Here is a 25,293-nt window from a genome sequence, read left to right as displayed (position 1 = left end):
AAAGAAACGTATTTATTCAGGTGTTACAACATGATCTTTCATCAATTTTTTGAAGTAGAAAGTTCAACTTATACTTATCTCTTGGCTTCAGAGCAGACACGTGAAGCAGTATTGATTGACCCAGTTGCTTCTGAAATAGACGTCTATAGCCAGCATTTGCAAATGCATAACTTAACACTGGTCTATAGCTTGGACACCCATGTCCATGCGGATCATGTGACCGCTGCCAATCTATTACGTGAAAAGTTTGGCTGTAAAACTGTATTGCATCGCAATTCAGGTGTGAACTGTGGCGATATATTTATCACTGATCAAAGTGTGATTCGGATAGGTGAAATAAATATTGAAGCACGTTATACCCCAGGGCACACCAATGCATGTACCAGTTATGTTGCAGAGGGTATGGTGTTTACAGGAGATGCTTTGCTGATTGATGGTTGTGGGCGTACCGACTTTCAAGAAGGCAATGCCGAAATCTTGTATGACAGCATTCATACTCAAATTTTTACTTTGCCAGACGAGACTATTGTTTACCCGGGACATGACTATAAAGGCCGTTTAGCTTCGACAGTCGGGCATGAGCGTTTACATAATTCGCGTTTAGGTGCAGCGCGAAACAAAGCTGAATTTGTGGAAATTATGAACAGTTTAAATCTTCCTTATCCGAAGAAAATTGATATCGCATTACCCGCCAATAAAGTTTGTGGTCAGTAAAGGAGAGCGAAGATGCAATTAAAACAAGTCAATACTGAATTTTGGGTTGCCGATCAAATTACTACGCAAGATATTGAATTGATCGCAGCACGTGGCATTAAAACCATCTTTTGTAATCGTCCAGATGGTGAAGGTCCCGATCAACCGAATGTGGCTGAAATTGAACAGGCTTTGCAACCTTATAGCATTCAAATTCAGTATTTGCCTGTGGTGAGCGGTAAAGTGACTGATGAGCAAGCCGAAGAATTTAAACACCTGTATATGCAGGCTCAAAAGCCATTATTGGCATATTGCCGATCTGGCACACGGTCTATTACCCTTTGGGCGTTGTCTCAAGTAACAGATCAGACCTTAGAGCAAATGTTATTGACAGCAAGAACTTTAGGATACGACTTGCAAGGTGTTATCCCCCGTATTTTAAAGCAATCGACACATGCACAAGAGCATATTCCAAAGTTGAGTGTTGTTATTGTCGGGGGTGGTGCTGCTGGCATTTCTGTGGCGTCAAGCTTACTTTCACGTCAGCCGAATTTAGACATTGCCATTATTGATCCTGCAGAAGTTCATTACTACCAACCGGGTTGGACTATGGTGGGCGGCGGCATTTTTAAGCCTGAAAAAACTGTGCGAACCATGGCGAGCTTAATTCCAAAACAAGTGCAATGGATTAAATCGGCAGTGGCAGCTTTTGATCCAGACAATAAGCAAGTGTTGTTGGAAGGGTGTAAGCCGCTGAATTATGACGTTTTGGTGGTCTGTCCCGGCTTAAAACTGAATTGGCATGGTATTGAGGGTTTGGTCGAAACGCTGGGTAAGAATGGTGTGACTTCCAACTATCGTTATGACTTAGCACCTTACACTTGGCAGTTAGTCCGAGAAATGAAACGCGGTAAGGCGATTTTCACGCAACCACCAATGCCAATTAAGTGTGCAGGAGCACCGCAGAAAGCCATGTATCTATCTGCGGATCATTGGCAAAAGCAGGGCGTACTTAAAGATATCCAGATTGATTTTTACAATACAGGTGCAGCGTTATTTGGTGTGCCCGCCTATGTGCCTGCCTTGATGGAATATGTCAAACGTTATGACGCTAATTTGCATTTTAACCATCAACTCATCAAGGTGGATGGTTCGCAAAAACGTGCTTGGTTCAAGCAACTGAATGGTGAAAATAGCGCTGTTATCGAAACTGATTTTGACATGATTCATGTGGTGCCGCCACAGCAAGCTCCCGACTTTATTCTGGCAAGTAATTTAGTCGATCATGCAGGTTGGGTCAGTGTCGATCAACATACCTTACAGCATACCCAATATCCGCATATTTTTGCTTTGGGTGATGTCATGAATGCACCAAATGCCAAAACAGCCGCCGCAGCACGTAAGCAGGCACCGATTGTGGCTGTGAATGTACTGGAGTATTTACAAGGCGGTACCAATTTTTCCCAATACGATGGTTATGGTTCATGCCCACTGACTGTCGAGCGTGGAAAAATTGTACTGGCCGAGTTTGGTTATGGTGGTAAGTTGCTCCCAAGCTTTCCAAAATGGCTACTTAATGGTGAACAACCGACACGACTGGCATGGCTGTTAAAAGAGCAGATTCTTCCACCGATGTATTGGGATGGCATGCTCAAAGGGCATGAGTGGATGGTTAAACCTAAACGCTAATTATTTTTAACGCCTAAAAAAACAAGTTCCTATTTGTTATTTCACAGATGGGTTAGGGACTCTTTTATTTAAAAAAGAGTCCCCCTTGAGGTAAAGAGGTCTAGAACCATGTGGTTGTTAGTTTTAGAAGGCTTGGCAATAGGATGTTTGCTTGGCATGACGGGTGCTGGCGGAGGAATACTCGCAGTTCCCGCATTAATGGCGAGTCAGGGATGGAGTGTAGCTCAGGCAGCCCCAGTCGGCTTATTGGCTGTTACCTTGTCTGCTTTTGTGGGAACAATTCAGGGTTTCTTCAAAAAAATCGTGCGTTATCGTGCTGCGATTTGGATTGCGGTGATCAGTATTCCTTCAGCACGTTATGGGGTACAACTTTCCAATATCATTTCACCAGTCTGGTTGAGCATTGCTTTTAGCCTAGTGATGTTGGTGGTGGCTTATCGAGTCTTTTTTAATAAAGTCAATGATATGGAAAATCCACCTTGTAAAGTGAATAAATCGACTGGACGATTAATCTGGAATGTCAGAACAGCTTCGGTATTGGGCTTTATTGGTGTGGTTGCAGGCTTGTTAACAGGATTGCTCGGTGTAGGCGGAGGCTTCGTGATTGTGCCTGCATTGCGCAAGGCTACTGATCTAGACATGAATAGTATTGTTGCAACTTCACTGATGATTATCTTCTTGATCGGTGGTGTGAGTATTTCGATTCATGTTTTGGATGGCTTTCAGTATCCCATCAGTATTTCAGCAACCTTTGTGATTGCCTGTATAGTTGGTATGTTATTGGGGCGTAAAGCAACGAATTTAGTGCCTTCCAGCATCATTCAAAAGATTTTCGCAATCACGGTAATTGTGGTCGCTATTTCAATGTTGGTTAAAGCGCTGATTTAAGGCATCCCAAGATTGATATAAGACGATAAATCTACAACTGAAGATAAAAAATAAAGCTAAGGATGGGTTGTCATCCTTAGCTTTACTTTTTATAGCAACATTACGACATCTACCAATTGCTCATCATGAAGAAGAATGTTCTATTTGTGAATGCGTTGAAGCCAATCGAATTATGCTCAAAGACTCAATACAGTTTTAATGTGTAAGCGCTTGTTTATTGTGATCACGCCATTCAGAAGGGCTCATACCAAACCAATGTTTAAAATTACGACTGAAAATAGAAAGTTCTGCATAACCGAGTTGTAAGGCTAGATCTGTGAGGCTGACATTACCTGCATTAATCATACGAAGCGCTTCTTTCTTGCGGACGTTTTCGAGCAAATCACGATAAGTCGTGCCTTGCATTTTTAAGAATCGCTGTAACTTTTTCGGATGCATGCCCATACATAAAGCAATATTTTCAATACTACAATCACCTGTTGCCATGAGCATGCGGACTGAGCTTTCAATTAGAGAGGTGTCGTTATCACCTTTGGTACTACTCTGCGTTTCCAGTCGCTGTACGATCAGTTGATCCACCAGATCTTCATTAAATGCATAAGGTTGATGTGTTAAAAAACTGGCTGGGAAATAAAGCGCATCTTCTTCTGTTTTGAACTCAACTCGGCAAGCGAAATGGTCTGTAAATACTTTAGAGTCTTTGGGAGCCTGCTGCTTAAGATGAATTTTTTCAGCATGCCATGCGGGTCCAATTAAATCTTTTAAAATATTAGTCACGAGACAGATAGCCAGTTGTGACTTTTGTGGCACATCGACATTGTGTTCGTTTAAACGAACAAAGGTCAGTTTAGACAGTTGTGCATTTACTTGTGAAACTTGAAACACGATGCCTTCAGCATGTAAATACACATATTTTTGTGCAACATTTAACGCATCTAAAATTGTCGCTTGTCGGGACATATACACGCCAATTAAACCAATCGTGCTAATATTTTGTAGTGCGCCAAGTTTTAAACCAAAAGCTTCTTCTTGGCAGCGTAAAGCGGCATTTTCTAATAAACTTAAATAATGATCATAATGAATGAAAGAATCGGGATCGCGCAGTAACGATGGCAAAATACCGACTTGTTTTAATATTTCGATAGGATTTACACCATAACTACGGACAAGTTCTTCGAACCCGCCAAGACTAGCTGCACGGATATAACTTGCCATAACAATGTTCCTGAATGTCCTAAAAGATCAAGTTATTGTCCTAAAAAGTCAAGCTCAATTCAAGTGTTTTGTTAAAGTAGAGTAAGAGATTTTCTCCATTTAGGCATAAGAACGCGTTTACCACCGTTAGCCGTTAAAAGGAAAGACTATGCAACTTACAGTTCAGTCGCATTTAGAGCAAACAGTTATCGAACAGACATTACAAGACTGTTTCCAATTACAGCGCACGAGCTTTCATCAGCAAGGCATTGAAAGCAATGCACAACGCAAACAGCATTTATTGAATTTAAAGGCCATGATCAATAATCATCGGGAAGCGATTGTAGAAGCTTTAAATCGTGATTATGGCAATCGTTCGCGTCATGAAACTTTACTGGCAGAAATTATTACGGCGACTGACGATATCAATAGCAGCATTAAACATTTGAAACAATGGACGAAGGTGCAAAAGCGTAGAGTCGATCACAGCATGTACTTTGGTGCCAAGAACCGCCTAATTCCTCAACCACTGGGTGTGATTGGCGTTATTGTGCCGTGGAATTTTCCAATCAATTTGATGTTTTCGCAATTGTCCGCCGTGTTTGCAGCGGGCAATACCGCTATGGTGAAAATGTCGGAAAATTCACGCCATTTGGCAGAGTTGCTCATTGAGATTAGCCCTAAATATTTTGCCAAAGAAAAATTACAAATTTTTGATGAAACAGGTGAAGTTGGTGTCGCATTTTCAAAACTGCCATTTGATCATCTAATGTTTACGGGTTCAGGTGCCACAGGACGTAAAGTGATGGCGGCAGCGGCTGAAAACTTAACTCCTGTGACTTTGGAACTTGGGGGTAAATCACCCGCGGTCATTGATCCAGAATACCCAATCGACAAAGCGGTTGAGCGGATTATGTTCGTGAAGCAGTTTAATGCGGGACAAATTTGTACCAATGTTGATTATTTATTTGTGCATGAATCGAAACTTCAGGAATTTATTGAAACTGCAAAGGCTTGGGTACAAGAGCATGTACCTGATATTCATAGTAAAGATTATACTTCGGTGATTGATCATCGTGCTTATCAGCGTTTAATTCACAGTCTTGCTGATGCAGAAGCCAAAGGGGCAACGCTGATTAATTTAAATCAACAAGAAGCCGATGCCACTACACGAAAAGTTCCGCTGACTTTGGTACTCGGCAGCACTGATGAAATGGAAATTGATACGCGCGAAACCTTTGGTCCCATTTTGATGGTGAAAACCTATCAAAGCCCTGAACAAGTCGTGGACTATATTGTGCAGCGTGATCGACCATTGGCATTTTATCCATTTAGTCACAATAAACGCCTTGTTGAGTTCTATATCAGTCGTGTCATGTCGGGTGGCGTGTCTGTAAATGATGCATTATTTCACGTTGGACAACACGACTTGCCTTTTGGCGGTGTGGGGGCAAGTGGGATGGGGCATTATCATGGTTATGAAGGCTTTCTCACGTTCTCTAAAATGCGTCCAGTATTTTATCAGGCAGGGTTTTCGAGTTTGAAATTTTTGGCACCACCGTATGGCAAGTTTGCCACTTGGGTGCTGAATTTCTTAATTCGTATGAAGTCTTAGTTTTACTGTTTAAATCTTTAAATAGGGCTGTTGGGCTTCAGAATAATTTTTGAAGCTCAGGGCTAAGTCATGTTTAAAAAATAAAAAAGCTATTAAAGGAGTTAATAGAATGAGTGATCAACATTTTGATTTTGATCAGATAGTCATTGGATCTGGTTTTGGTGGTTCGGTCAGTGCGCTACGCTTAAGTGAAAAAGGCTATAACGTCCTAATCTTGGAGAAGGGTTTACGCCGTGAAGATCAGGATTTTCCAACCACCAATTTAGATACCAAAAATTATTTATGGATGCCTGAATTAGGATTCAAAGGCACCATGCAATTTACCTTTACCAGTAAGACAACCATCTTACATGGTGTAGGCGTGGGTGGTGGTTCACAAATTTATGCCAATGTACATTTGATTCCACCCGATGCAGTTTTTGAGTCAGAGGCGTGGACTAAAATTCGGAAAGACTGGAAAGAAACGCTCAAACCATTTTACGGTTTGGCGCAGCGCATGTTAGGAACAGCCCATAATACCTATACCAATGTGGCAGACCATACCTTAAAAGCAGTTGCCGCAGAGATAGGGTACGCCAATTCATTTAAAACGGTGACTACAGGCGTATTTTTCCCGCAAGCGGATGGTCAGCAAAATAAAGCAGTGAAAGACCCGTATTTCAATGGTGATGGACCAGAACGCAAAACCTGCAATTACTGTGGTGCATGTATGTTGGGTTGCCGCAATAATTCGAAAAATACCCTGATGAAGAATTATCTGTATTTTGCTGAGCGTAATGGTGTGGAGATTCGCCCAAGTTCCGAAGTCCTCAAAATTACCCCGCTGAATGAAGATGGCAGTGCAGGTTATGAAATTATTGTTAAGGAAACCCTAGGGAAACACGTTCGTCAATATAGTCTACGCAGTCGTGGGGTGGTGTTATCCGCAGGGGTAATGGGCACTGTACCGATGCTGTTAAAAATGCGGGATCAATACAAGACTTTGCCGAATATTTCAAAATTGTTAGGGCAAGAGATTCGAACCAATTCGGAAACCCTAACCACAGCGAACAACACACGTGAACGATTAGATGATGGTGTAGCAATCAGTTCCTTTATTTCAGTCGATGCAGATACCAATATTGAAGTGACTCGATTCCCTGAAGGGGCAGATGCTTCATGGATTTATATTCCATATGTACCCATGGTCACAGGGCAAGGTTTTATACGGTTTATGAAATTCGTGTTCAATACGCTATTACACCCTTGGAAAACTTATAAAGTCTTGCGTTATAAGGGGAAAGCTAAAAATTCTATTATTTTATTGGTCATGCAAAAGTCAGAAGCCTTTATTCATCTGGAATGGCGCCGTAAGTGGTATCGATTGTTTAAAAATAGGATTACTGCGGTGCAAAAGCCCGAAGACACACCATTGACGGTTTCATTCCCTGCGGCTGAAAAAGCCACCCAACTGATTGCTGAAAAACTAGGTGGAGAAGCTGGTTCTGCATTGACAGAAATTATATTGGGTACGCCAACCACAGCACATATTATGAGTGGCGTGCCGATGGGGCGTGACCAGTCGAATGGAGTGGTTGATTTTACAGGGCAAGTCTTCGGTTATAAAAACCTACGCGTGATTGATGGCTCAATTGTTCCGGGTAATTTAGGGGTAAATCCATCTTTAACCATCACAGCATTGTCTGAATTTGCCATGAGCCAAATTCCAGTTTTTTCTGAAGAAAAAGCCTCGAAGATCAAGCGGATTCAGTTTAGTCAGCCGTTGGATGGGCAAGTCTCAGAATTAAAAGGTACAGGTGACTTGGCGATTGCTTTAGTTCAAGCTTAATCGCTCTTAATAATTGACCCATAATGGAATAAGTCGCTATGGGTCAAATGAAACAATATATTGTTTTATCTCAGAATCTCTGAGTATCTTGTGTAAAAATTAAACTAAACGTGCAGCGCAATAAATTTTATTTGTGTCAATTAAAGAAGTGAAGATGTTAATTTTAAACCTTATATATTTTAATAAAATATAGTTATTTTAAGTGTTTATCTAGTATTTATTTTGGTTTGTAAATTTTGATTTTATCAAGGATTTACTCGGCAATAGATATGTATAATGAATAGTGTAAAAGATAATAATTTTCAGTTAGATTCTGGGTCATGATTTATAATATATTGTTTTGTATCTTAAGTTTCATATACTAAGGTTGAATAAACATAACTTATTGAATAAAATAATTAAATTTAAACTTAATGGTTAGGGTTGTCACGGAACTGTCATAAATATTTAAGTAAATTTTAAGTTTCAAAACTTATTTTTTAATGAATCAATTTATGGCGAGATGACTATGACGACATTCATCTTTGAGAAAAATTTTTCAACCAAATTTAATGGTCTGAATTATTATAAGAATCATCTAATTTATAAAAATGCTACAGTAAAACTAGAACATTTAAATGTATTAGACCATCAGCAAACCTATCAAGTTGTGTCGCATCAAAAAAACATGCTGCTTCGTATACATGCGGCACAAATCGATCAGCCTGAGCGTAAACAGGTGGAAACTTATATCAGTACCAAATATCAAGAAATGCACAAAGCCACTTTGTCACATTTTTCTTCGACCTTATTTGTTGGGGAATTTAAGCATGAAACACAAGTGGCGATTGGCATTGAACCGCTGAAATCTCATCAGGTATTTCTGGAACAATATTTGGTACAGCCAATTGAACAAACCTTAAAGAAACTGGTTCAGCGCGATGTGGCGCGAGAAAAGATTATTGAAATTGGCAATCTAGCTTCTCAAAACATGGAATACGCCAAAATGATGGTGGCCTTTTTGGTGTTTTATCTCACCTTAGCAGAAGTGGAGTGGGCAGTGTGTACAGGCACCATAGCAGTACGTTATGTATTACAACAAATGGGATTGCATTTTCATGTTTTAGAGAAGGCAAATCCTGAAGTATTGGGCAACGCCCAAAAACAGTGGGGCAATTACTACCAGCAAAAACCGTTGGTGTTGGCAATTAATGTTGCTGATGCTTTGACTGTGACCCAACAACATTATGATTTCAAAGTGAATCATGCTGCAATCAGTGGGTGAAGTCTATGAATCAATTTTTTGATGTAATTGCAGAGTACGCGAAACAGACACCTAAACGTGAAGCAATCGTGACAGAAGTGCGTACAGTGAACTATGCAGAACTCGACCATGCGGTTGAGATTCTGACTCAAGAACTCTGTCAGTTACAGATACAGAAACTCGCGATTTGGGGCATGAACAGTATTGAGTGGGTGTTGATTGATCTAGCCGCTAAAAAGGCGGGAATCACGGTGATCCCGATCCCTCTATTTTTTAGCGCTCAGCAGATTTTACATTTATTACAAGACAGTGCTGTTGATACAATTTTTTTGGCAGATGTAAATTTAACAACTTCTAGTTATCACTTTGATTGTGTTGCACAAAATCATACATGGTTGCATGAGTTAAGAGAGCAGAATTGCATTCAGCAATTTATTACTTCCGAACAGGTGTTAGGAACTTTTATTCGTTTAAAGGTGATTACATCAGCAACGATGGATTCAGCCGTTCCCGCAAAGATTACTTATACCTCAGGCAGCACGGGCACACCTAAAGGGGTATGTCTGGCGGAAGAAACGATTCAGTCGATTACCGAATCGCTTAGTACAGCATTACAGTCGAGCCAATTGGGACGACATCTATGTTTGATTCCCTTCGCGACTTTATTGGAAAACATTGCAGGGATTTATGTTGCCTTGAATATGGGGCGTTCAATCGTTGTAGGGAATGTCAGTCATTTTGGACTGGTATCGAATCATGAGTTTAAGGTGGAAAACTTTGCAGCTGCGGTACATCAATACCAGATTCAGAGCGTAATTTTACTGCCGCAAATGCTCAAGGCAATGGTGGAATATATTCAGCAATTTGACTCTCAGGCTTTTGCGAGTTTGAAATTTATTGCAGTGGGCGGTGGTAAGGTTTCAACCGATTTGTTGTTACAGTCGCAACAGTTGAATTTGCCTGTTTATGAGGGTTATGGACTATCAGAATGCGCTTCAGTGGTTAGTCTAAACCTACCCAATGCCAGAAAAATTGGCAGTGTCGGCAAACCATTACCTCATGTAGATGTGCAAATTGCGGACAATGGTGAAGTGGTAGTACGCGGTAATGCCATGCAGGGTTATCTCAATGAAGTGGCAGTTGATCCTCTGATTCACACAGGTGATGCAGGCTTCTTTGATAAAGACGGTTATCTGTTTATTACGGGCCGTATTAAGCAAATTATTGTCAGTAGTTTTGGGCGCAATATTTCACCTGAATGGGTGGAATCGAATGGTTCGAGTGAACCCGAAATTAACCAGATTGCTATTTTCGGGGAAGCACAGCCTTATCTTTCCGCTGTGATTTATGCCAAAGAAAATGTATCGGATGGCATGCTGGAGCAGGCGGTACAGAAAGCCAATCATCGCATGCCTGACTATGCCCAGATTAAGCAATGGTATCGATCGACTGAACCCTTTTCACTGACCAATCAGATGTTAACCGACAACGGAAAATTGAGACGCAACGAAATTAAAAAGCAATTTGGGCAGTATTTGTCGCTTCAATGAGCTGTAGTTAAGGTACTGAAGTGACAGTAGTTTTAAGACCTGAAAACTTAATTTCCACGCATAAAAATTTCACTAAATAGTGAGTAAAGATATGAATATTGAACAATCCGTACTTGACCTTAAGCGTAGTTATGTACCTTCGAGTCATGCAGAAATTAAAAATACCTTACGTGAGCAAGGTTGGATTTTACTTAGACATGAACATTATGATGTACATCGCTTTAGCGACCTGATGACCGCTTTATGTCAAAAGCTGACTTATGATCCTGCCCGTGAAAACATTACGCAACAATCACAAAAAGTAGATGCAGGCACTCAGGCAGTTGGATTGCATATTGAAAATGGTTCAACGCCATTACCTCCGGATATTATTGCTTTTTTTAGTGAAGTTAGTGCTTCCCAAGGTTCACAAACGACAGTGTGTGATGGACATGCAGTATGGAAGAACTTGTCTGAGCCGTTAAAACAAAAGTTTGCCGCACCGATGACCATTAGCCGTTATTTACCAAAACAGATTTGGCAGAAATATGTGGCAACAGCTTTGAATATTGCCCAAGCAGATACGGTGACATGGATGGATTTGAATAAATTTATTCAGATGATTCCTGGACAAGCGATTACTCCATCTCACGATGAAGGTGTGGAATACCATCTACAAATGAACATGATCCGCCATGATAATTTGAAAGGTGTACCTGCATTTGCCAATACCATTTTAGGGCCATCTTATAATTATCAAAAACCAAAATTCACCTTTGCGGATGGCAGCATTATTCATGAGGAACTGATTGCAGAATTGGCAGCACTTTGTGAACAACATACGCAGGAAATTGAGTGGCAAAATGGTGATGTTGCAATTATTGACAATAAACGCTTTATGCATGGACGACATGAAATTTTAGTTCCACTTGAGCAGCGTAAACTCTATATCAGTATGGGTTTAGGGTTGAATGAAATATTTTAAGCAGCAAGCTTTTATAAAATGAGAGGGAGTAAAGTTATGTCAAATTTAACAGCCGTGATTGTTGGGGCAACAGGTGGCATAGGCAAAGCCATCGTTGAAAATTTATGTAAAAACAATGTAAATGTGGTTCTTGTGGCTCGTAATGCTGAGGCATTACAAACCATGCAGGCAGAACTTAAAGCGCAACATCCTCAGTTAAAGTTACAAAGTTTGTGCTGTGATTTGAGTAATGCAGATAGCCGTGCGCAATTTATTCAAGCATTGACTCAGCAAAAGATTCAGATCAATTATTATATTAACAATGCAGGGGTGAATGATTTTTCTTTGTTTAGTCATCAATCTAGCGACGCGATTGAACAGATGATGCTGATTAACGTGGTTTATCCACTACAATTGATTCAGCACATTATTCCATTAATGTCGAAAACTGCACCAAGCCAAATTATTAACATGGGATCGACTTTTGGCAGTATTGGCTACCCGGGTTATGTGAGCTATTGTGCCAGTAAATTTGCCTTGCGCGGTGCAACCGAAGCCTTGGCACGTGAATATTCCAATTCGCCAATTCAGTTTAAATATTTCTCACCACGTGCAACCGCTACCACTATGAACAGTCCTGTCGTAGTGGAAATGAATGCCAAATTGGGCGTAAAAATGGATAGTCCTACTTTCGTGGCTGAAGAGCTGTATCAATTTTTACAGAACGATAAATTGTACTATCAAGTGGGATATCCTGAAAAAATCTTTGTCAAAGTGAATCAGGTACTGCCGAATGTAGTATCAAGTTCGATTCAAAAAGACATTGATAAAATTCAAAGTTTTGCAGAATTGAACCATCCAAAAATCACGACGGTTTCATAAACGTGAGCCGTTCCAAGGGGCTGAACTGACGAGCACCCAGATTGGTGCTCGAATTGGTCAGAAGGATTAACTTTTGGGCTGAATGCTCTCGATTGTCGAGATAAAATCCGTAAATTTCTGCCCTTGAATAACCACATGCGCTTTCAATAGATCTTCTGCTTGTTGTTCATTACCTGCAAAAATGGCATCTAAAATTTCATTATGTTCCGAGAATGAGTTATTCATACGATTATTTACACGGAGCTGTAAGCGTCGATAGGGGTGTAAACGCTTGTGTAAAGTAGATGCCTGTTCAATTAAAAAAGCATTATGACTGGCTTGATAAATGGCAAAGTGAAATAAGCGGTTGGCTTCATAGTAATTTTCCGAATCATTTTGCTTTAAATAATCCTGACACAATAGATGCAAACGCTGTAGTTCTTGTTTCTCTTCGGGCTGAATACGACGTGCGGCTAAACGTCCGCACATGGCTTCTAACTCAGCCATCACTTCAAACATTTCACATAAAGTCAGTGGGTTAATGGTTGGAATAATTGCGCCACGACGCGGGCGAATTTCGACCAGACCTTCGGCTGCAAGCAGCTTTAATGCCTCACGAATCGGGGTACGCGAAGCACCATAACGATCACACAGTTCTTGTTCATCAAGTTTGGTTCCCGGCAAGAAGAAACCATAAATAATATCGTCCTCTAACTTTTTACTAATTTGAATAGAAAGAGGGAGTTCCGCAATAGAAGTCATACATCACCAAAAAATTGTATACAATCTATGTTTATTTGAGTACAAAACATTGTACACTGAATACAGATAGGCTATAACTATAGCAAATTATAAGTCAGATTATTAGAAGCACTGCATGATCCAGGGAGGATTCAGCGATGATTATTTACGGAACAGCCATATTGGCAATCTGCCATCTACTCGGTGTTTATTTAGGAAACATTCTTGGTATGGCGCTTGGTGTGAAAGCCAATGTAGGTGGTGTGGCAATTGCCATGATTCTTTTAATTATATCGAAGGAGGTATTAGCTAAACGCGGGCACTTGCCGCAAACCACACAATTTGGTGTGTTGTATTGGTCAGGGATGTACATTCCAATCGTCGTTGCTATGTCAGCAGGACAAAACGTAGTCGCAGCGCTTTCAGGTGGAATGCTGGGTCTGATTGTTTCAGTTTCATCACTTATCGGCACTGTATTGGTCATTCGTTGGTTGAACAAATCAAGTGGTGACTATGAGTCTTATGAATGGTCAATTGAAGCGGAAAAAGCAGCTTAAGGAAAGCGTGCTATTCACACAGAATAAAAACGGTTTGTACAGCGACAAGGAAGAAATGCAATGGAAGAAATAATTACGGTATTAACTAAAAATGCATTGGTTACAGCATTGGCGGTTACAGGTTTGATGATGTATGTCTCGCATCTTCTCTCAAAATATCTCACCAAAGGTAAATTACAAAGTTCAGCATTCGCCATCACCATGGGCTTAGTCTTGGCGTATTTTGCAGGGATTTATACCCAAGGTGAAAAGGGTATTTCAGATATCGAGATTTTTGGTGGTTTTGCCTTACTCGGTGGAGCCATGTTACGTGATTTGGCAATTGCATCGACAGCATTTGAAGTGGATGTAAAAGAAGTTAAGAAAGCAGGCAAAGTTGGCCTAATTGCCTTAACACTGGGTTGTGTGATTCCTTTCATTATTGGTGCAATGGTGGCGTGGGTCATGGGCTATAAAGATCCTGTGTCCATGACAACCATTGGTGCGGGCGCAATGACTTATATCGTTGGCCCAGTGACAGGTTCAGCCATCGGTGCAAGCTCAGAAGTCATTGCACTATCTATTGCGATTGGTTTGATTAAAGCAGTGTTCTTTATGGTCGGTACACCATTACTCGCAAAATTCATGTATTTAAAAAGTCCACGCTCAGCGATGGTTTTTGGTGGTCTGGCTGGCACAACCAGTGGTACAGCTGCGGGCTTAGCAGGTACAGATGTGCGTTTAGTGCCATATGGTGCTTTGGTTGCAACATTCTATACAGGTTTAGGTTGTTTACTCGGACCATCACTATTTTTCCTCACGATCAATGCCATCTTTGGCTAACTCAAACATAAAGGTGATGTCATGAACCAGATGGTTAAGAAGCATTTATGGGATAAGCAGAGAACCCGTAGACAAGAGAAACTGAATCAAGCCAAAGAAAAAGGCTTTGAAAAGAAAGTTGAACATGCACGTGTCATTGAACTATTAGAAACGGTCATTGCTTGTGGAGATCGGGTTTGCTTAGAAGGCAATAACCAGAAACAGGCAGATTTCCTCTCGAAAAGTTTAAGTCAATGTAATCCAGATGTGATTCATGACTTACATATCGTGCAGTCAGTATTGGCTTTACCGAGTCATATTGATGTCTTTGAAAAGGGTATTGCCTCTAAGGTCGATTTCTCCTTTGCAGGCCCACAAAGTTTACGTCTGGCTCAATTGGTTCAGCAGCAAAAAATTAGTATTGGTTCAATTCATACTTACCTAGAGCTGTACGGACGATACTTTATCGACCTTACTCCAAATGTGTGTTTAATCACGGCACATTCGGCCGACCGCCAAGGGAATTTATATACGGGTGCGAATACCGAAGATACACCTGCAATTGTTGAAGCCACTGCATTTAAAAGCGGCATTGTGATTGTGCAGGTCAATGAAATTGTCGATAAGTTACCGCGTGTCGATGTGCCCGCGGATTGGGTCGATTTTTATATCGAAAGTCCCAAGCACAACTATATAGAACCATTGTTTACTCGTGATCCTGCACAAATTACCGAAGTGCAAATTTTAATGGCAATGATGGTCATTAAAGGCATCTATGCACCATATCAAATTCAACGTTTAAATCATGGTATTGGTTTTGATACTGCGGCGATTGAATTGTTACTGCCTACGTATGGAGCATCCTTAGGACTAAAGGGGCAGATTTGTACCAATTGGGCTTTGAATCCGCACCCGACTTTAATTCCTGCAATTGAAAGTGGATTTGTCGAATCGATCCATAGCTTCGGTTCCGAAGTCGGGATGGAAGACTATATTAAAGAACGTCCAGATGTGTTTTTTACAGGCAGTGACGGCAGCATGCGTTCCAATCGTGCCTTTAGTCAAACCGCGGGGTTATACGCCTGTGACCTGTTCATTGGTTCGACTTTACAGATTGATTTACAAGGCAACAGTTCAACCGCCACTGTAGACCGTATTTCTGGTTTTGGTGGTGCACCAAATATGGGCTCTGACCCACATGGACGCCGTCATGCCAGTTATGCCTATACCAAAGCAGGTCGTGAAGCGGTCGACGGCAAACTGATTAAGGGGCGTAAGTTGGTGGTGCAATTGGTCGAAACGTACCGTGAACATATGCATCCCGTTTTTGTTGAAGAGTTAGATGCGTGGCAGTTACAAGACAAAATGGAGAGCGAACTTCCGCCAATCATGATTTATGGCGAAGACGTAACCCATATTGTGACGGAAGAAGGTATTGCCAACTTACTGTTATGTCGTACCCCAGAAGAACGGGAACAAGCCATTCGTGGCGTGGCTGGTTATACCCCAGTGGGGATGCAGCGTGATGAGGCCAAAGTGGATGAATTACGTCAGCGCGGCATTATTCAACGTCCAGAAGATTTGGGTATCGATCCAACACAGGTCAGTCGTGATTTGTTGGCGGCAAAATCGGTGAAAGATTTAGTTAAATGGTCGGGTGGTTTATATAGTCCCCCAAGTCGCTTTAGAAACTGGTGATCGACATGGAAAAGTTAAAATTTGAATTGCAATCCGCACCGCTGAGCGCTGAACAAGCGGCTGTCATTTGTGGTGTGGTCGGTTCTGGAAATTTAGAAGTCTTGGTTTCACAGCATGATCAGGCGGATATTTGTCAGATTGAAGTCACTACATCAGCCGTCGGTTTTCAACATGTTTGGCAGTCTGTACTGAACGAATTTGCACAACGTCATGCGGTAGCAGGGCTTAAATTTCAGTTAAATGATATGGGGGCGACCCCAGCGGTGGTGAATCTACGCTTAAGCCAAGCAATATCTATGTTTAAGGGAGTATAGAACATGGATCAAGTGATGCTCAAAAATAGTTTTTATGAAAAAACCGCACGTGCGCGTATTCAAGCGGTCGTCGATGCTCAGAGTTTTAATGAAATATTAAAGCCTGCTGAAATTGAAGTTAGCCCACACCTGTCTGCTTTGGATATTCCGGGTAGTTTTGATGATGGCGTGATTATTGGTACAGCACGTTTAAACGGAACACCTGTACATATCATGGCTCAAGAAGGTCAATTCATGGGCGGTGCTGTGGGTGAAATCCATGGGGCGAAAATTGTCGGTCTTTTACAAAAAGCCATTCAAGATCAAGCGCAGGCGGTACTGTTTTTTGTCGACTCAGGCGGCGTCCGTTTACATGAAGCCAATGCGGGTCTCATTGCCATTTCCGAAATTATGCGTGCCATGTTGCAGGTAAGAAATGCAGGGATTCCGATTATTACAGTGATTGGAGGCACTTGTGGCGCTTTCGGGGGGATGGGCATCAGTGCATGTTTGAGCAGTGCCATCATTATGACGGAAGAAGGGCGTTTGGCATTGTCTGGACCAGAAGTGATTGAAACAGTGAAAGGCGTGGAAGAATTTGACTCGAAAGATCGTGCTCTAGTTTGGCGTGTTACAGGTGGTAAACATCGTTATTTACTCAATCATGTACAGGCTTTGGTTGAAGATGATGTCGCAGATATTCGCGATGCGATTTGGACGCAGTTGAATCATGCAGCAGCAACGCTCGATTTGCAGCAATTGCTACAACAGCAACAGCAACTTGAACAGCAACAACAGCGATGGTTTGGCAAAAATGATGGCTTGCAGATTTGGCATGAGATGGGGATTTCACATCCAGAAAAAATTCCAATGCTGTCTGCGCATGAAGTCGTGATGTTAAAGCAAGGATGATGCAATGAATACAGAATCAGTTTTGAAGCAACTTTTTCCAAATCAACTGAATTATCAGATTGAGGGTTATGTCATTAAAGGGGATGCACAGACAGCGGTTGGCCCAGTACGGATTTTGGGGACAGTCAATGCAGCGCCCATCAATCAAGAGATTGCCATTCAATTAGCCTCAGAAATTTTGAAATTGGTGCAACAAGGCAATCAAACTCCCGTGGTCTTTATTGTAGATACGCAAGGACAAGATTTATCACGTGCCGATGAATTGTTATGTCTCAATCGTACTTTTGCACATTTAGCTTCATGTGTAGATCTATTACGTCGTAGTGGACATGCCAATCTTGCCATTATTTTCGGTCAAGCCGTCAGTGGTGGCTTCCTTTCTTATGGCTTAATGGCAAACGAAGTTTATGCACTGAGTGATTCTCAGGTCAAAGTCATGGATTTGAACGCGATGGCACGTGTCACCAAAATTCCTGTAGAAAAACTGAAAGAACTGTCGCAAAGCTCAGCCATCTTTGCGCCAGGAGTCGAAAATTTCTACAAGATGGGCGCAATCAACGCCGTATGGGAAAACTTGGACACCGATTGGGTGAGTCAAGCATTATTCAATCAACAGCAACATCTGGATAGTTATATGACAGATCAGCGCCGTGTCGTTGGACAGCAACGTCAAGGTCGTATGCTTTGTAATCAAATTGTCGAGAAAGTGGCACTGAGCTAAGGAGCAGAATATGGATCGTCATGACTTAGCTTATCTATATGATTTTGCAGCATTACATTTTTTGGATAGTACCTTACCTGAACCTACTAAACAAAAAGTGTCTCAGTTGCTGAGTCAGAATATTCCAATGACCGTATGTCGGCAGGGAAGTTCAGAAAATGGACAAGTTAAGCTGGCGATCAACTGCTTAGTGGAGGGTTGCAAATATCGGGTTGCTTGTTTAGTTGACATTGATGAAATTGAACTGATCACCCGACCACTATCTTTACATACGCTTTTAAAAGAGCATGCACATACGTTTCCCGATACTACAATTCCGGACTTTGCGGAGGCTTTACAACAGCTTGGTTGCGAAGTGTATGTATATGGCTCTTATGCATATGAATACCTCACCAAAGAAGCTTATGTACGTCCGACATCAGACCTCGATTTGGTGTTATATCCAAAAGATCTAACACAAATTCCTGAGATTCTAAATTTGATTCAACAGGCTCAAGCGCTGAGTCAGGTACGTTTGGATGGAGAGATTCAAATACACCCAGCTTGGCATGTATCGTTTAATGAACTCCTGATGATTTATCCAGACCAATCACAGCGCATTATTGTAAAAGGATTGCAGCGGGTGGATATGCTGAGATTAGAACAATTATTAGAAGGGACGCTTGAAGATGCAGATTATACAGAAGCATGAAAGTGTATTAGACATTTCACAGTATGCAATGCAATTAGATCATTTAGCGCGAACAGCGCTTTATGAAGAAGTCAGTTTAGAACAAAAGCCCGGTTTGGTTTGTCCAAGTACGCAGGGCAGCCATGCGGATATGGATTTTCCATTATTTCAGCGCAGTATTGATGCTTTGCACGGTTATTTTCAATCCCAATGTTTAAATGGTTATCAGGACGTTGCTTTTGAAAATATTCGGCACTGTGGCATTCAAGCCGAGCAGAAGATGATGACCGCAACTGCACAGATTAATACCCACAAAGGGGCGATTTTTAATTTAGGCTTTGCCAGCGCAGCGGTAGGAAAATGCTTTGCTCAAGATATTTCACTGAATGTGATCTCGATCAGTCGTATGATTCAGCAAACATGGCAAGAGGAATTACTTCATCATTTAGAGCGCAATCCCAACAGTCATGGACAACGCATGCGCAGTCAATACGGCATTACAGGTGCAATTGAGGAAGTCGCTTCAGGTTTTAAAACAGTGTTAGATGTTGCAGTTCCACATTATTTAGAGATTTATGCAAAAACTGGAGATAAAAAGCGCGCATCGCTTCAAGCTTTATTTGCATTAATGTCTCATCTACAAGATACCAATATTGTTTGGCGCGGTGGTTTATCGGCTTTATATATTGTACAAGATATGGCGAAGCAGTTTTTAGCGCGAGGTGGTGTGCTACAAACCCATTGGATGCAAGAAGTTGCTAAAGTGGAAGATTATTTCGTTCAGCATCGCTTAAGTCCGGGGGGCAGTGCCGACTTATTGGGTGTGACTTTATTCATGCTGAAGGTGGAACATGAATTTCGCAATATTATTTAGTGGACAAGGTTTACAAAATTTATCGCATGTTCAGCAATTAAAAGATCTTGCGACTGAGTTCAATGTTAATTCGCAGCTCACACAATATTTACCTACATTGTTTAATCCTAATTTATCCGAAGCAGACTTATATTCTAACGATTTTGCTCAACCTTTCATTTTTGCCTTACAGTGGTGTCGATGGCAAAAGTTAAAGCATAAGCTAGATGAAATCATCAGTTTTTCAGGGTATTCACTGGGTGAGCTGAGTGCACTGATTTGTTCAACCGATATTAGTTTTGAGCAAGGACTGTATTTAGCCCAACAGCGAGGCATGTTAATGTCGGAGGCTGTGCAAGAACCGAGTGGTTTACTTGCTGTTCAGGGAATAAATTGGAACGGATTAGAACTACTTTTGGCAAAGACTGTGACCGAATTATCAATAAAAATTAGTGACAGTCATTTTATTATTGGTGGTCTAGAAGCGAATTTACAGCAATTGACACAACAACTTGAACAGGTGGGGACACGTTCGGCGAAGCGACTAAATGTCAGTATTCCTTCACATACATCCTTAATGGATTGTGCCGTTGCGCCTTATCGGCAGGTTATGCTACAGCATCAATTTAACCGTTTGGGAACACCAATTATTGGTGGTTCGGGGGGGCATAAATATTATAAAACCAGCGATGCAGTTGAGGCTCTGATTGATCAAATGAACCACGCCATAGACTGGGATTCGTGTTTGACCGCTATACAAGAAAATCAACCCGATATTGTTCTAGAAATAGGAACAGGTAATGCTTTGAGTAAAATGTTATTGGAACGTTATCCACACTTAAATATACGAGCCATAGATGATTTTAAGACTTTTCAAGGTTTAGAACTTTGGATTGAAAAACAACAGAATACTGATTCCTAAAATAGAATGAAATAAATGCGCGGATGACTGTGTATTTATCGTCAGGATAGTTAGTCGTTTGCATAAATTCATTTAAGCAGAAAATATGATTTGATCGGAACAATTGCTTATTTCAGCTAAGGTGAAAGATTCAGTATATTCAATGAACTTAAACCACGCGGAGAAACCAGTGATGACCATTAAATCAATTCGATACAACCGAGGAGAACTTGCTTGCTGAAGCATTCCATGTGCAGCAAAAAATGCAATCCATGTAGACAATATGAGATGGGGTTTAGAAACATAATGTCTAAGACTTTCACCTTGCCAGATTATAAATTAAAACAGATAAATACAATAAAATTATAAAGTCCCAATAGTTGGGACTTTTTTTTGCCTAGAAATTTATACCACTATCATTTCAGTCTTGTTGAAGGACGGCACGTTCTACTTCTTCAGGCTCAATTTTCTGAATTTTATTACCAAAACTGCGTAACCACCAAGTCAGTTGAGAAGTAAAGGGAACTGTTGCAGAGATCTGAACCAGATTATGCTCAAGTGGGGTAATGACTTGATCTCGACTTAATTGGCTTTCTTCAAAATAATGTGACTCACATTCTGGAATGGTGAGTTTTAAAGCAACATTATCCGTCGGTTTATTGTAGTCAACCCTAAACCCAAGTGCACCTGAATCAATATAAGCATCAATATCGAAATTGACAGGATGTAATGCACGAGATTCTAGCACTTTGGCTGACTTAAAACGGTGCAAAGCAAAAGTCTGAATGTCGGTTTTATCATAACGGGTGCAAATTAAATAAATAGTTGCACCTTTTTGCACCAGTGCCAAAGGATTCAGCGTATAGATGCTTTCTTCGGCTTGAGGGCGTTTTTGATAAACACATTCCAATTGCTTGTCTTGTAATAGCCCTTCGTATATAGCTTGTTGTGCGGCACGGTCAACCATAGGGGGAATTAAAGGTTGATTGGCAGGCACAATACGAACCCGATTAATCCATTGGCGTACATTATTTTGGGTGGATAAACTACGACGTGCCAAATCAAACCACGGATTCATCTCTTCCAGTAAGCTTGGAGGAAGAAGGTGCTTTAAGTGCTCCTCAACCATCATAAACGTAACAGCTTGAGAGCTGGTCATATGCGGTAAGCTTTGAATGGGTGCATCTGAACGCCAACGCCATCCTTGAGGAACGGTTTTATTGCTCTCAATCGGAAATCGCTGTGAAATCTGATTCAAATCACGCTGAATGGTGCGCAAGCTGATATCGATGCCTTCTCTTTGCAAGATTTCCTGTATTTCCCGCGTACCCATCCATTTCCCAGTAGAAAGACGGGACAGGATTTGCCATTGTCGATAAAGGCTATTCGATGTTTCTTTTTCTTGTGCAGACATAATTCAAATAAAAATAAATAAGTTGGGAATTAACAAGACAGTGTTAAACACAATAAGAAAACCTAACTGAATTGGCAAGTATTTATCGCCGAATTGGGCAAAGAAAGTTCAATAAGTTTAGACACAAGATCAAGCAGAAATGACATTGAGTGCTAGCCAAAAGAATGGATTAATAATGACTCGGCATAAGTGATGTAAGGAGTGGCATTCTTATTGCTTAATAAAAATGAGTTTGGCTATAACTATAAAGAGGGTCATATGCTTAAAGAAAATGAAATTTTAGATATAAATGGTTTATCACTAGAAGTGAATAGTAAGCAATTGACAGTACAAGTGGAGGGTGTAGCAAAACCGCAAGAGAAAACACAGTTACTTTTTGTTGAAAGAACGAATTCGGTTTTTTTTAATGAAATGTTGGATGATCATGCCGTTTCCGAAACTGCTTGTGCAAAAATTGAACATTGGCTTTCGCAATATAACTTAGATGAATTACAAGCTTTAAATCAACACGCCAAAGAACATTTTTTATATGAAGGCATTACTTTTACCGTATATGGAGAGGCAGAAGGAACGGAGCGTGCTATTCCTTATGATGTGATCCCTCGAGTGATTGCGAAAAAGCAATGGAATAAAATATCACTCGGTTGTGCGCAACGTGTCAAAGCTTTGAATCTTTTTTTACATGATATTTATCATCAGCAAGATATTCTGAAAGCGGGTATTGTGCCTGAACTACAAATTCTCAAGCATGAGGCGTTTCAGCCACATATGTGCAATCAGAGCTTGAAAGGTAAAATTTACAGTCAAATTAGCGGCATTGATATTGTTCGTGACCGTCATGGCGAGTTCTATGTACTTGAAGATAATTTAAGAACGCCATCTGGTGTCTCTTATATGTTGGAAAGCCGAAAAATCAGCCAAAAACTGATGCCTGAATTATGTTTGCAAAATAACTTGCAAGGTATTGAGCATTATCCATTACTACTGAAAGAAATATTGGCCGAAAATGCCTTTAACGATAATCCTTTCATTGTGATTTTAACCCCAGGTCGTTTTAACAGCGCATATTATGAGCATTCTTTTTTGGCAAGGGAAATGGGTGTGCCTTTAGTAACATCGCGTGACCTTTACGTCGAAAACGATAAGGTTTATGTCAAAACAGTGCGAGGCAAACAACAGGTTGATGTAATTTATCGACGTATTGATGATGATTATCTCGATCCATTGTGTTTCATGCCTAGCAGTACACTTGGCGTTGCAGGTTTGATGTCCGCCTATTTGCAAAAGAATGTCGTGATTGCGAATGCACCCGGTACAGGGGTTGCAGATGACAAATCCATTTATCCTTATGTCGATAAAATGATTCAGTTTTATTTAGCTGAACAACCTGTCCTTAAAAATGTGCCGACTTATCAATGTCGTGAAAGCAAAGACCTTGAATATGTATTAGACAATTTAGCCCAACTGGTTGTGAAAGAAGCACAAGGTTCAGGAGGATATGGCATGCTCATCGGGCCACATGCTTCTGCACAGCAAATTGCGACTTTCAAAGATAAAATTTTAGCAACGCCACATTTGTACATTGCCCAACCTACATTAGATTTGTCGGTTTGCCCGATGTTAACCGATACGGGTCTGTCCGAGCGCCACATTGATTTGCGACCATTTGTCCTGAGTTCACCTTATCGTACCGAAATTGTACCGGGTGGCTTAACACGAATGGCTATGCAAGAAGGTTCTCTCGTTGTTAATTCTTCGCAGGGCGGTGGTATTAAAGATACATGGGTTGTCGATCATCTACATTCATAATTAACCAAGACGATTAAGGAGCAATTTCATGATCTTACTCAGCACGAATGCACAACAAATTTTTTGGTTAGGTCGTTATTTAACGCGCATTGAATATTTATGTCAGCAATTTCCATTTACGGATGATCAGAAAGCTGTGTCTTATGCCCACGCTTTTTGTTTACCAGCATTTGATGCAAGCTCACTCAATGAACTGGTATTAGACCCAGAACAACCTTATTCATTTATTCAACAGTTTCAGTTTGCCAAAGACAATGTTCAGGAATTGAGGGGCGTTTTTTCTGCAAAAACTTATGCAGAATTAAATCAATACATTCGGAATGCTTGTGCGAGTTCGATGTGTATTTGTGATGTGATTGCAGATTGCCGTGAAGTCCTAGAAGCTGAACCTGAAGAAACTTTCTTGTTCTATTCTTTAGGGCAGACGTTAGAGCAATTAGACCGACAACTACGCTTAAAGCAAGATCAGGCACAAACCTTAGAGCAAATTGCAGCATTAATTGAAGTTTTAGAGCAAATGGGATGGGACAGTTTAGATACGGCTTGGCAACAACTTAAAGTTCAACCTGATCAAATGAATTTTTATAATTTTAGTGACCAAATTCAATATTTCTTTGAGGTGAATGCATGAAACTCATGATCAATCACCAAACGCATTATCAATATACTGAACAGGCGTGTAATAGCATTCAATATATTAAAATGACGCCATTTAATAATACGCATCAGATAGTGCATTACTGGGATGTCAGTGTGCCAGGTGAGCGTTGTATTAAAAAAGATACTTTTAACAACATCTGGATCACCAGTTCACAACGTTATGCTTATGAGCAAATGACGATTATGGCACAAGGGATTGTAGAGCTGAGTACGCAGGCTTCTGTGCTCAGCCTGACGGATCATCTAAATCCTTATCAATTCCTGCAACCAACGCCAACAACCATGTGTAATGCGGAAATGAAAGAATTTGCTCATCGCTTCGTGCCAGAATTCACGCATGAAAATTTGATGAAACTTTCTGAAGCCATTTTGCAGCATATTCCCTATATGCCGAATCAGACTTCAGTCCATACTTCTGCTATTGAAGCATTCCATAATCGTCAGGGGGTATGCCAAGACCATAGTCATGTTTTTATTGCAATGTGCAAAGCTTTGGGCTTGCCAGCACGCTATGTTTCAGGTTATTTATTTGTGCCAAATACATCACACCTTGCCAGTCACGCATGGGCAGAAGTATTTCTGGAAAACACATGGTATTGTTTCGATATCAGTAACCAGATCTTTAGCCCAGATAAGCATATTTATGTGGCAATTGGTCGAGATTACTGGGATGTTGCCCCAATTCGTGGAGTGCGCGAAAAAGGGGGAATTGAAACGATGCACTCAATTGTTCAAGTACTTGCATGTTAATGTAAGTTA

At 40.8% G+C, this 25,293-nt stretch carries 24 protein-coding genes; 21 read left to right on the top strand and 3 right to left on the bottom strand.

Features of this window, described 5'->3' with window-relative positions:
• Positions 1 to 30 precede the first annotated feature (30 nt).
• From E0H87_RS00845 to E0H87_RS00835, 3 genes are all read left to right on the top strand, one after another.
• A complete protein-coding gene (locus E0H87_RS00845; protein WP_131321527.1) occupies positions 31 to 714 on the top strand; it encodes an MBL fold metallo-hydrolase in 684 nt (227 codons plus the stop codon).
• Between the two features lie 12 nt (positions 715 to 726).
• On the top strand, positions 727 to 2,382 hold the full coding sequence (locus E0H87_RS00840) for a bifunctional protein tyrosine phosphatase family protein/NAD(P)/FAD-dependent oxidoreductase (RefSeq protein WP_131321525.1): 1,656 nt from the start codon (positions 727 to 729) through the stop codon (positions 2,380 to 2,382).
• Positions 2,383 to 2,490: 108 nt separating this feature from the next.
• On the top strand, positions 2,491 to 3,270 hold the full coding sequence (locus tag E0H87_RS00835; protein ID WP_131321523.1) for a sulfite exporter TauE/SafE family protein: 780 nt from the start codon (positions 2,491 to 2,493) through the stop codon (positions 3,268 to 3,270).
• A gap of 195 nt (positions 3,271 to 3,465) precedes the next feature.
• On the opposite strand, the gene E0H87_RS00830 is transcribed toward E0H87_RS00835, so the two are convergent.
• Positions 3,466 to 4,485: an AraC family transcriptional regulator gene (locus E0H87_RS00830; protein ID WP_131321521.1), complete on the bottom strand. Its 1,020-nt coding sequence runs from the start codon at positions 4,483 to 4,485 to the stop codon at positions 3,466 to 3,468.
• Between the two features lie 148 nt (positions 4,486 to 4,633).
• On the opposite strand from E0H87_RS00830, the gene E0H87_RS00825 reads away from it, so the two are divergent.
• The 6 genes from E0H87_RS00825 (at position 4,634) to E0H87_RS00800 (ending at position 12,525) form a co-directional block, all read left to right on the top strand.
• Positions 4,634 to 6,079 (top strand): coniferyl aldehyde dehydrogenase, encoded by a 1,446-nt coding sequence (locus E0H87_RS00825; protein ID WP_131321519.1) that lies wholly within the window; start codon positions 4,634 to 4,636, stop codon positions 6,077 to 6,079.
• A gap of 109 nt (positions 6,080 to 6,188) precedes the next feature.
• Positions 6,189 to 7,907, top strand: coding sequence for a GMC oxidoreductase (locus E0H87_RS00820; protein ID WP_131321517.1), 1,719 nt, complete (start codon positions 6,189 to 6,191; stop codon positions 7,905 to 7,907).
• Positions 7,908 to 8,415: 508 nt separating this feature from the next.
• Entirely contained in the window at positions 8,416 to 9,171 is a 756-nt protein-coding gene (locus E0H87_RS00815; RefSeq protein WP_131321515.1) for a thermostable hemolysin, read from the top strand.
• Positions 9,172 to 9,176: 5 nt separating this feature from the next.
• Positions 9,177 to 10,700 carry an AMP-binding protein gene (locus tag E0H87_RS00810; RefSeq protein WP_131321512.1) on the top strand — a complete coding sequence of 508 codons (1,524 nt, stop codon included), beginning with the start codon at positions 9,177 to 9,179 and terminating at the stop codon, positions 10,698 to 10,700.
• A gap of 91 nt (positions 10,701 to 10,791) precedes the next feature.
• The gene (locus E0H87_RS00805; RefSeq protein ID WP_131321510.1) at positions 10,792 to 11,664 is read left to right on the top strand and encodes a TauD/TfdA family dioxygenase; all 873 of its coding nucleotides are present in this window, start codon (positions 10,792 to 10,794) and stop codon (positions 11,662 to 11,664) included.
• Between the two features lie 36 nt (positions 11,665 to 11,700).
• Positions 11,701 to 12,525, top strand: a complete 825-nt coding sequence (locus E0H87_RS00800; protein WP_131321508.1) for an SDR family oxidoreductase — start codon at positions 11,701 to 11,703, stop codon at positions 12,523 to 12,525.
• Positions 12,526 to 12,591: 66 nt separating this feature from the next.
• Here the strand turns inward: E0H87_RS00800 and E0H87_RS00795 are convergent, their stop codons facing one another.
• Positions 12,592 to 13,266: a GntR family transcriptional regulator gene (locus tag E0H87_RS00795; protein ID WP_131321506.1), complete on the bottom strand. Its 675-nt coding sequence runs from the start codon at positions 13,264 to 13,266 to the stop codon at positions 12,592 to 12,594.
• A gap of 137 nt (positions 13,267 to 13,403) precedes the next feature.
• Between E0H87_RS00795 and madL the strand changes: the two genes are divergently transcribed.
• From madL to E0H87_RS00750, 9 genes are read left to right on the top strand one after another with little or no spacing between them, the layout of a single operon-like run.
• Complete coding sequence (madL, locus tag E0H87_RS00790; protein WP_131321504.1) at positions 13,404 to 13,802, top strand: malonate transporter subunit MadL; 399 nt, start codon at positions 13,404 to 13,406, stop codon at positions 13,800 to 13,802.
• Positions 13,803 to 13,862: 60 nt separating this feature from the next.
• The gene (gene madM / locus E0H87_RS00785) at positions 13,863 to 14,624 is read left to right on the top strand and encodes a malonate transporter subunit MadM (RefSeq protein ID WP_131321502.1); all 762 of its coding nucleotides are present in this window, start codon (positions 13,863 to 13,865) and stop codon (positions 14,622 to 14,624) included.
• Between the two features lie 21 nt (positions 14,625 to 14,645).
• The gene (gene mdcA / locus E0H87_RS00780) at positions 14,646 to 16,301 is read left to right on the top strand and encodes a malonate decarboxylase subunit alpha (protein WP_131321500.1); all 1,656 of its coding nucleotides are present in this window, start codon (positions 14,646 to 14,648) and stop codon (positions 16,299 to 16,301) included.
• Between the two features lie 5 nt (positions 16,302 to 16,306).
• Complete coding sequence (gene mdcC, locus E0H87_RS00775) at positions 16,307 to 16,615, top strand: malonate decarboxylase acyl carrier protein (protein ID WP_016166424.1); 309 nt, start codon at positions 16,307 to 16,309, stop codon at positions 16,613 to 16,615.
• Between the two features lie 3 nt (positions 16,616 to 16,618).
• Positions 16,619 to 17,506: a biotin-independent malonate decarboxylase subunit beta gene (locus E0H87_RS00770; RefSeq protein ID WP_131321498.1), complete on the top strand. Its 888-nt coding sequence runs from the start codon at positions 16,619 to 16,621 to the stop codon at positions 17,504 to 17,506.
• A 4-nt stretch (positions 17,507 to 17,510) separates the two neighbouring features.
• On the top strand, positions 17,511 to 18,227 hold the full coding sequence (gene mdcE, locus E0H87_RS00765; protein WP_131321496.1) for a biotin-independent malonate decarboxylase subunit gamma: 717 nt from the start codon (positions 17,511 to 17,513) through the stop codon (positions 18,225 to 18,227).
• Positions 18,228 to 18,237: 10 nt separating this feature from the next.
• Positions 18,238 to 18,918, top strand: a complete 681-nt coding sequence (mdcG, locus tag E0H87_RS00760; RefSeq protein WP_131321494.1) for a malonate decarboxylase holo-[acyl-carrier-protein] synthase — start codon at positions 18,238 to 18,240, stop codon at positions 18,916 to 18,918.
• Complete coding sequence (gene mdcB / locus E0H87_RS00755) at positions 18,896 to 19,771, top strand: triphosphoribosyl-dephospho-CoA synthase MdcB (protein ID WP_131321492.1); 876 nt, start codon at positions 18,896 to 18,898, stop codon at positions 19,769 to 19,771. The genes mdcG and mdcB overlap by 23 nt, the downstream gene beginning before the upstream one ends.
• Positions 19,749 to 20,672, top strand: coding sequence for an ACP S-malonyltransferase (locus E0H87_RS00750; protein ID WP_131321490.1), 924 nt, complete (start codon positions 19,749 to 19,751; stop codon positions 20,670 to 20,672). The genes mdcB and E0H87_RS00750 overlap by 23 nt, the downstream gene beginning before the upstream one ends.
• A gap of 400 nt (positions 20,673 to 21,072) precedes the next feature.
• On the opposite strand, the gene E0H87_RS00745 is transcribed toward E0H87_RS00750, so the two are convergent.
• A complete protein-coding gene (locus E0H87_RS00745; RefSeq protein ID WP_131321488.1) occupies positions 21,073 to 22,065 on the bottom strand; it encodes a helix-turn-helix transcriptional regulator in 993 nt (330 codons plus the stop codon).
• Between the two features lie 258 nt (positions 22,066 to 22,323).
• Between E0H87_RS00745 and E0H87_RS00740 the strand changes: the two genes are divergently transcribed.
• Genes E0H87_RS00740 through E0H87_RS00730 form a run of 3 tightly spaced genes read left to right on the top strand, consistent with a single transcriptional unit; the run spans position 22,324 to position 25,284 of the window.
• Positions 22,324 to 23,874 carry a circularly permuted type 2 ATP-grasp protein gene (locus E0H87_RS00740; protein ID WP_131321486.1) on the top strand — a complete coding sequence of 517 codons (1,551 nt, stop codon included), beginning with the start codon at positions 22,324 to 22,326 and terminating at the stop codon, positions 23,872 to 23,874.
• A gap of 28 nt (positions 23,875 to 23,902) precedes the next feature.
• Positions 23,903 to 24,505: an alpha-E domain-containing protein gene (locus E0H87_RS00735; RefSeq protein ID WP_131321484.1), complete on the top strand. Its 603-nt coding sequence runs from the start codon at positions 23,903 to 23,905 to the stop codon at positions 24,503 to 24,505.
• Positions 24,502 to 25,284 (top strand): transglutaminase family protein, encoded by a 783-nt coding sequence (locus tag E0H87_RS00730; RefSeq protein ID WP_131321482.1) that lies wholly within the window; start codon positions 24,502 to 24,504, stop codon positions 25,282 to 25,284. The genes E0H87_RS00735 and E0H87_RS00730 overlap by 4 nt, the downstream gene beginning before the upstream one ends.
• Positions 25,285 to 25,293 lie beyond the last annotated feature (9 nt).

The organism is Acinetobacter sp. ANC 4178 (assembly GCF_004331175.1).
GTDB lineage: Bacteria > Pseudomonadota > Gammaproteobacteria > Pseudomonadales > Moraxellaceae > Acinetobacter.
This window is presented reverse-complemented; position numbering and strand designations above follow the sequence as displayed.

Coding starts and splice junctions, on each gene's coding strand:
- E0H87_RS00835 (WP_131321523.1), top strand. CDS start 2,491: ATGTGGTTGTTAGTTTTAGAAGGCTTGGCAATAGGATGTTTGCTTGGC.
- mdcA (WP_131321500.1), top strand. CDS start 14,646: ATGAACCAGATGGTTAAGAAGCATTTATGGGATAAGCAGAGAACCCGT.
- E0H87_RS00800 (WP_131321508.1), top strand. CDS start 11,701: ATGTCAAATTTAACAGCCGTGATTGTTGGGGCAACAGGTGGCATAGGC.
- E0H87_RS00730 (WP_131321482.1), top strand. CDS start 24,502: ATGAAACTCATGATCAATCACCAAACGCATTATCAATATACTGAACAG.
- mdcE (WP_131321496.1), top strand. CDS start 17,511: ATGAATACAGAATCAGTTTTGAAGCAACTTTTTCCAAATCAACTGAAT.
- mdcB (WP_131321492.1), top strand. CDS start 18,896: ATGCAGATTATACAGAAGCATGAAAGTGTATTAGACATTTCACAGTAT.
- E0H87_RS00830 (WP_131321521.1), bottom strand. CDS start 4,485: ATGGCAAGTTATATCCGTGCAGCTAGTCTTGGCGGGTTCGAAGAACTT.
- E0H87_RS00795 (WP_131321506.1), bottom strand. CDS start 13,266: ATGACTTCTATTGCGGAACTCCCTCTTTCTATTCAAATTAGTAAAAAG.
- E0H87_RS00805 (WP_131321510.1), top strand. CDS start 10,792: ATGAATATTGAACAATCCGTACTTGACCTTAAGCGTAGTTATGTACCT.
- madM (WP_131321502.1), top strand. CDS start 13,863: ATGGAAGAAATAATTACGGTATTAACTAAAAATGCATTGGTTACAGCA.
- mdcC (WP_016166424.1), top strand. CDS start 16,307: ATGGAAAAGTTAAAATTTGAATTGCAATCCGCACCGCTGAGCGCTGAA.
- E0H87_RS00815 (WP_131321515.1), top strand. CDS start 8,416: ATGACGACATTCATCTTTGAGAAAAATTTTTCAACCAAATTTAATGGT.
- E0H87_RS00745 (WP_131321488.1), bottom strand. CDS start 22,065: ATGTCTGCACAAGAAAAAGAAACATCGAATAGCCTTTATCGACAATGG.
- E0H87_RS00810 (WP_131321512.1), top strand. CDS start 9,177: ATGAATCAATTTTTTGATGTAATTGCAGAGTACGCGAAACAGACACCT.
- madL (WP_131321504.1), top strand. CDS start 13,404: ATGATTATTTACGGAACAGCCATATTGGCAATCTGCCATCTACTCGGT.
- E0H87_RS00840 (WP_131321525.1), top strand. CDS start 727: ATGCAATTAAAACAAGTCAATACTGAATTTTGGGTTGCCGATCAAATT.
- E0H87_RS00845 (WP_131321527.1), top strand. CDS start 31: ATGATCTTTCATCAATTTTTTGAAGTAGAAAGTTCAACTTATACTTAT.
- E0H87_RS00825 (WP_131321519.1), top strand. CDS start 4,634: ATGCAACTTACAGTTCAGTCGCATTTAGAGCAAACAGTTATCGAACAG.
- E0H87_RS00820 (WP_131321517.1), top strand. CDS start 6,189: ATGAGTGATCAACATTTTGATTTTGATCAGATAGTCATTGGATCTGGT.
- E0H87_RS00735 (WP_131321484.1), top strand. CDS start 23,903: ATGATCTTACTCAGCACGAATGCACAACAAATTTTTTGGTTAGGTCGT.
- mdcG (WP_131321494.1), top strand. CDS start 18,238: ATGGATCGTCATGACTTAGCTTATCTATATGATTTTGCAGCATTACAT.
- E0H87_RS00750 (WP_131321490.1), top strand. CDS start 19,749: ATGAATTTCGCAATATTATTTAGTGGACAAGGTTTACAAAATTTATCG.
- E0H87_RS00770 (WP_131321498.1), top strand. CDS start 16,619: ATGGATCAAGTGATGCTCAAAAATAGTTTTTATGAAAAAACCGCACGT.
- E0H87_RS00740 (WP_131321486.1), top strand. CDS start 22,324: ATGCTTAAAGAAAATGAAATTTTAGATATAAATGGTTTATCACTAGAA.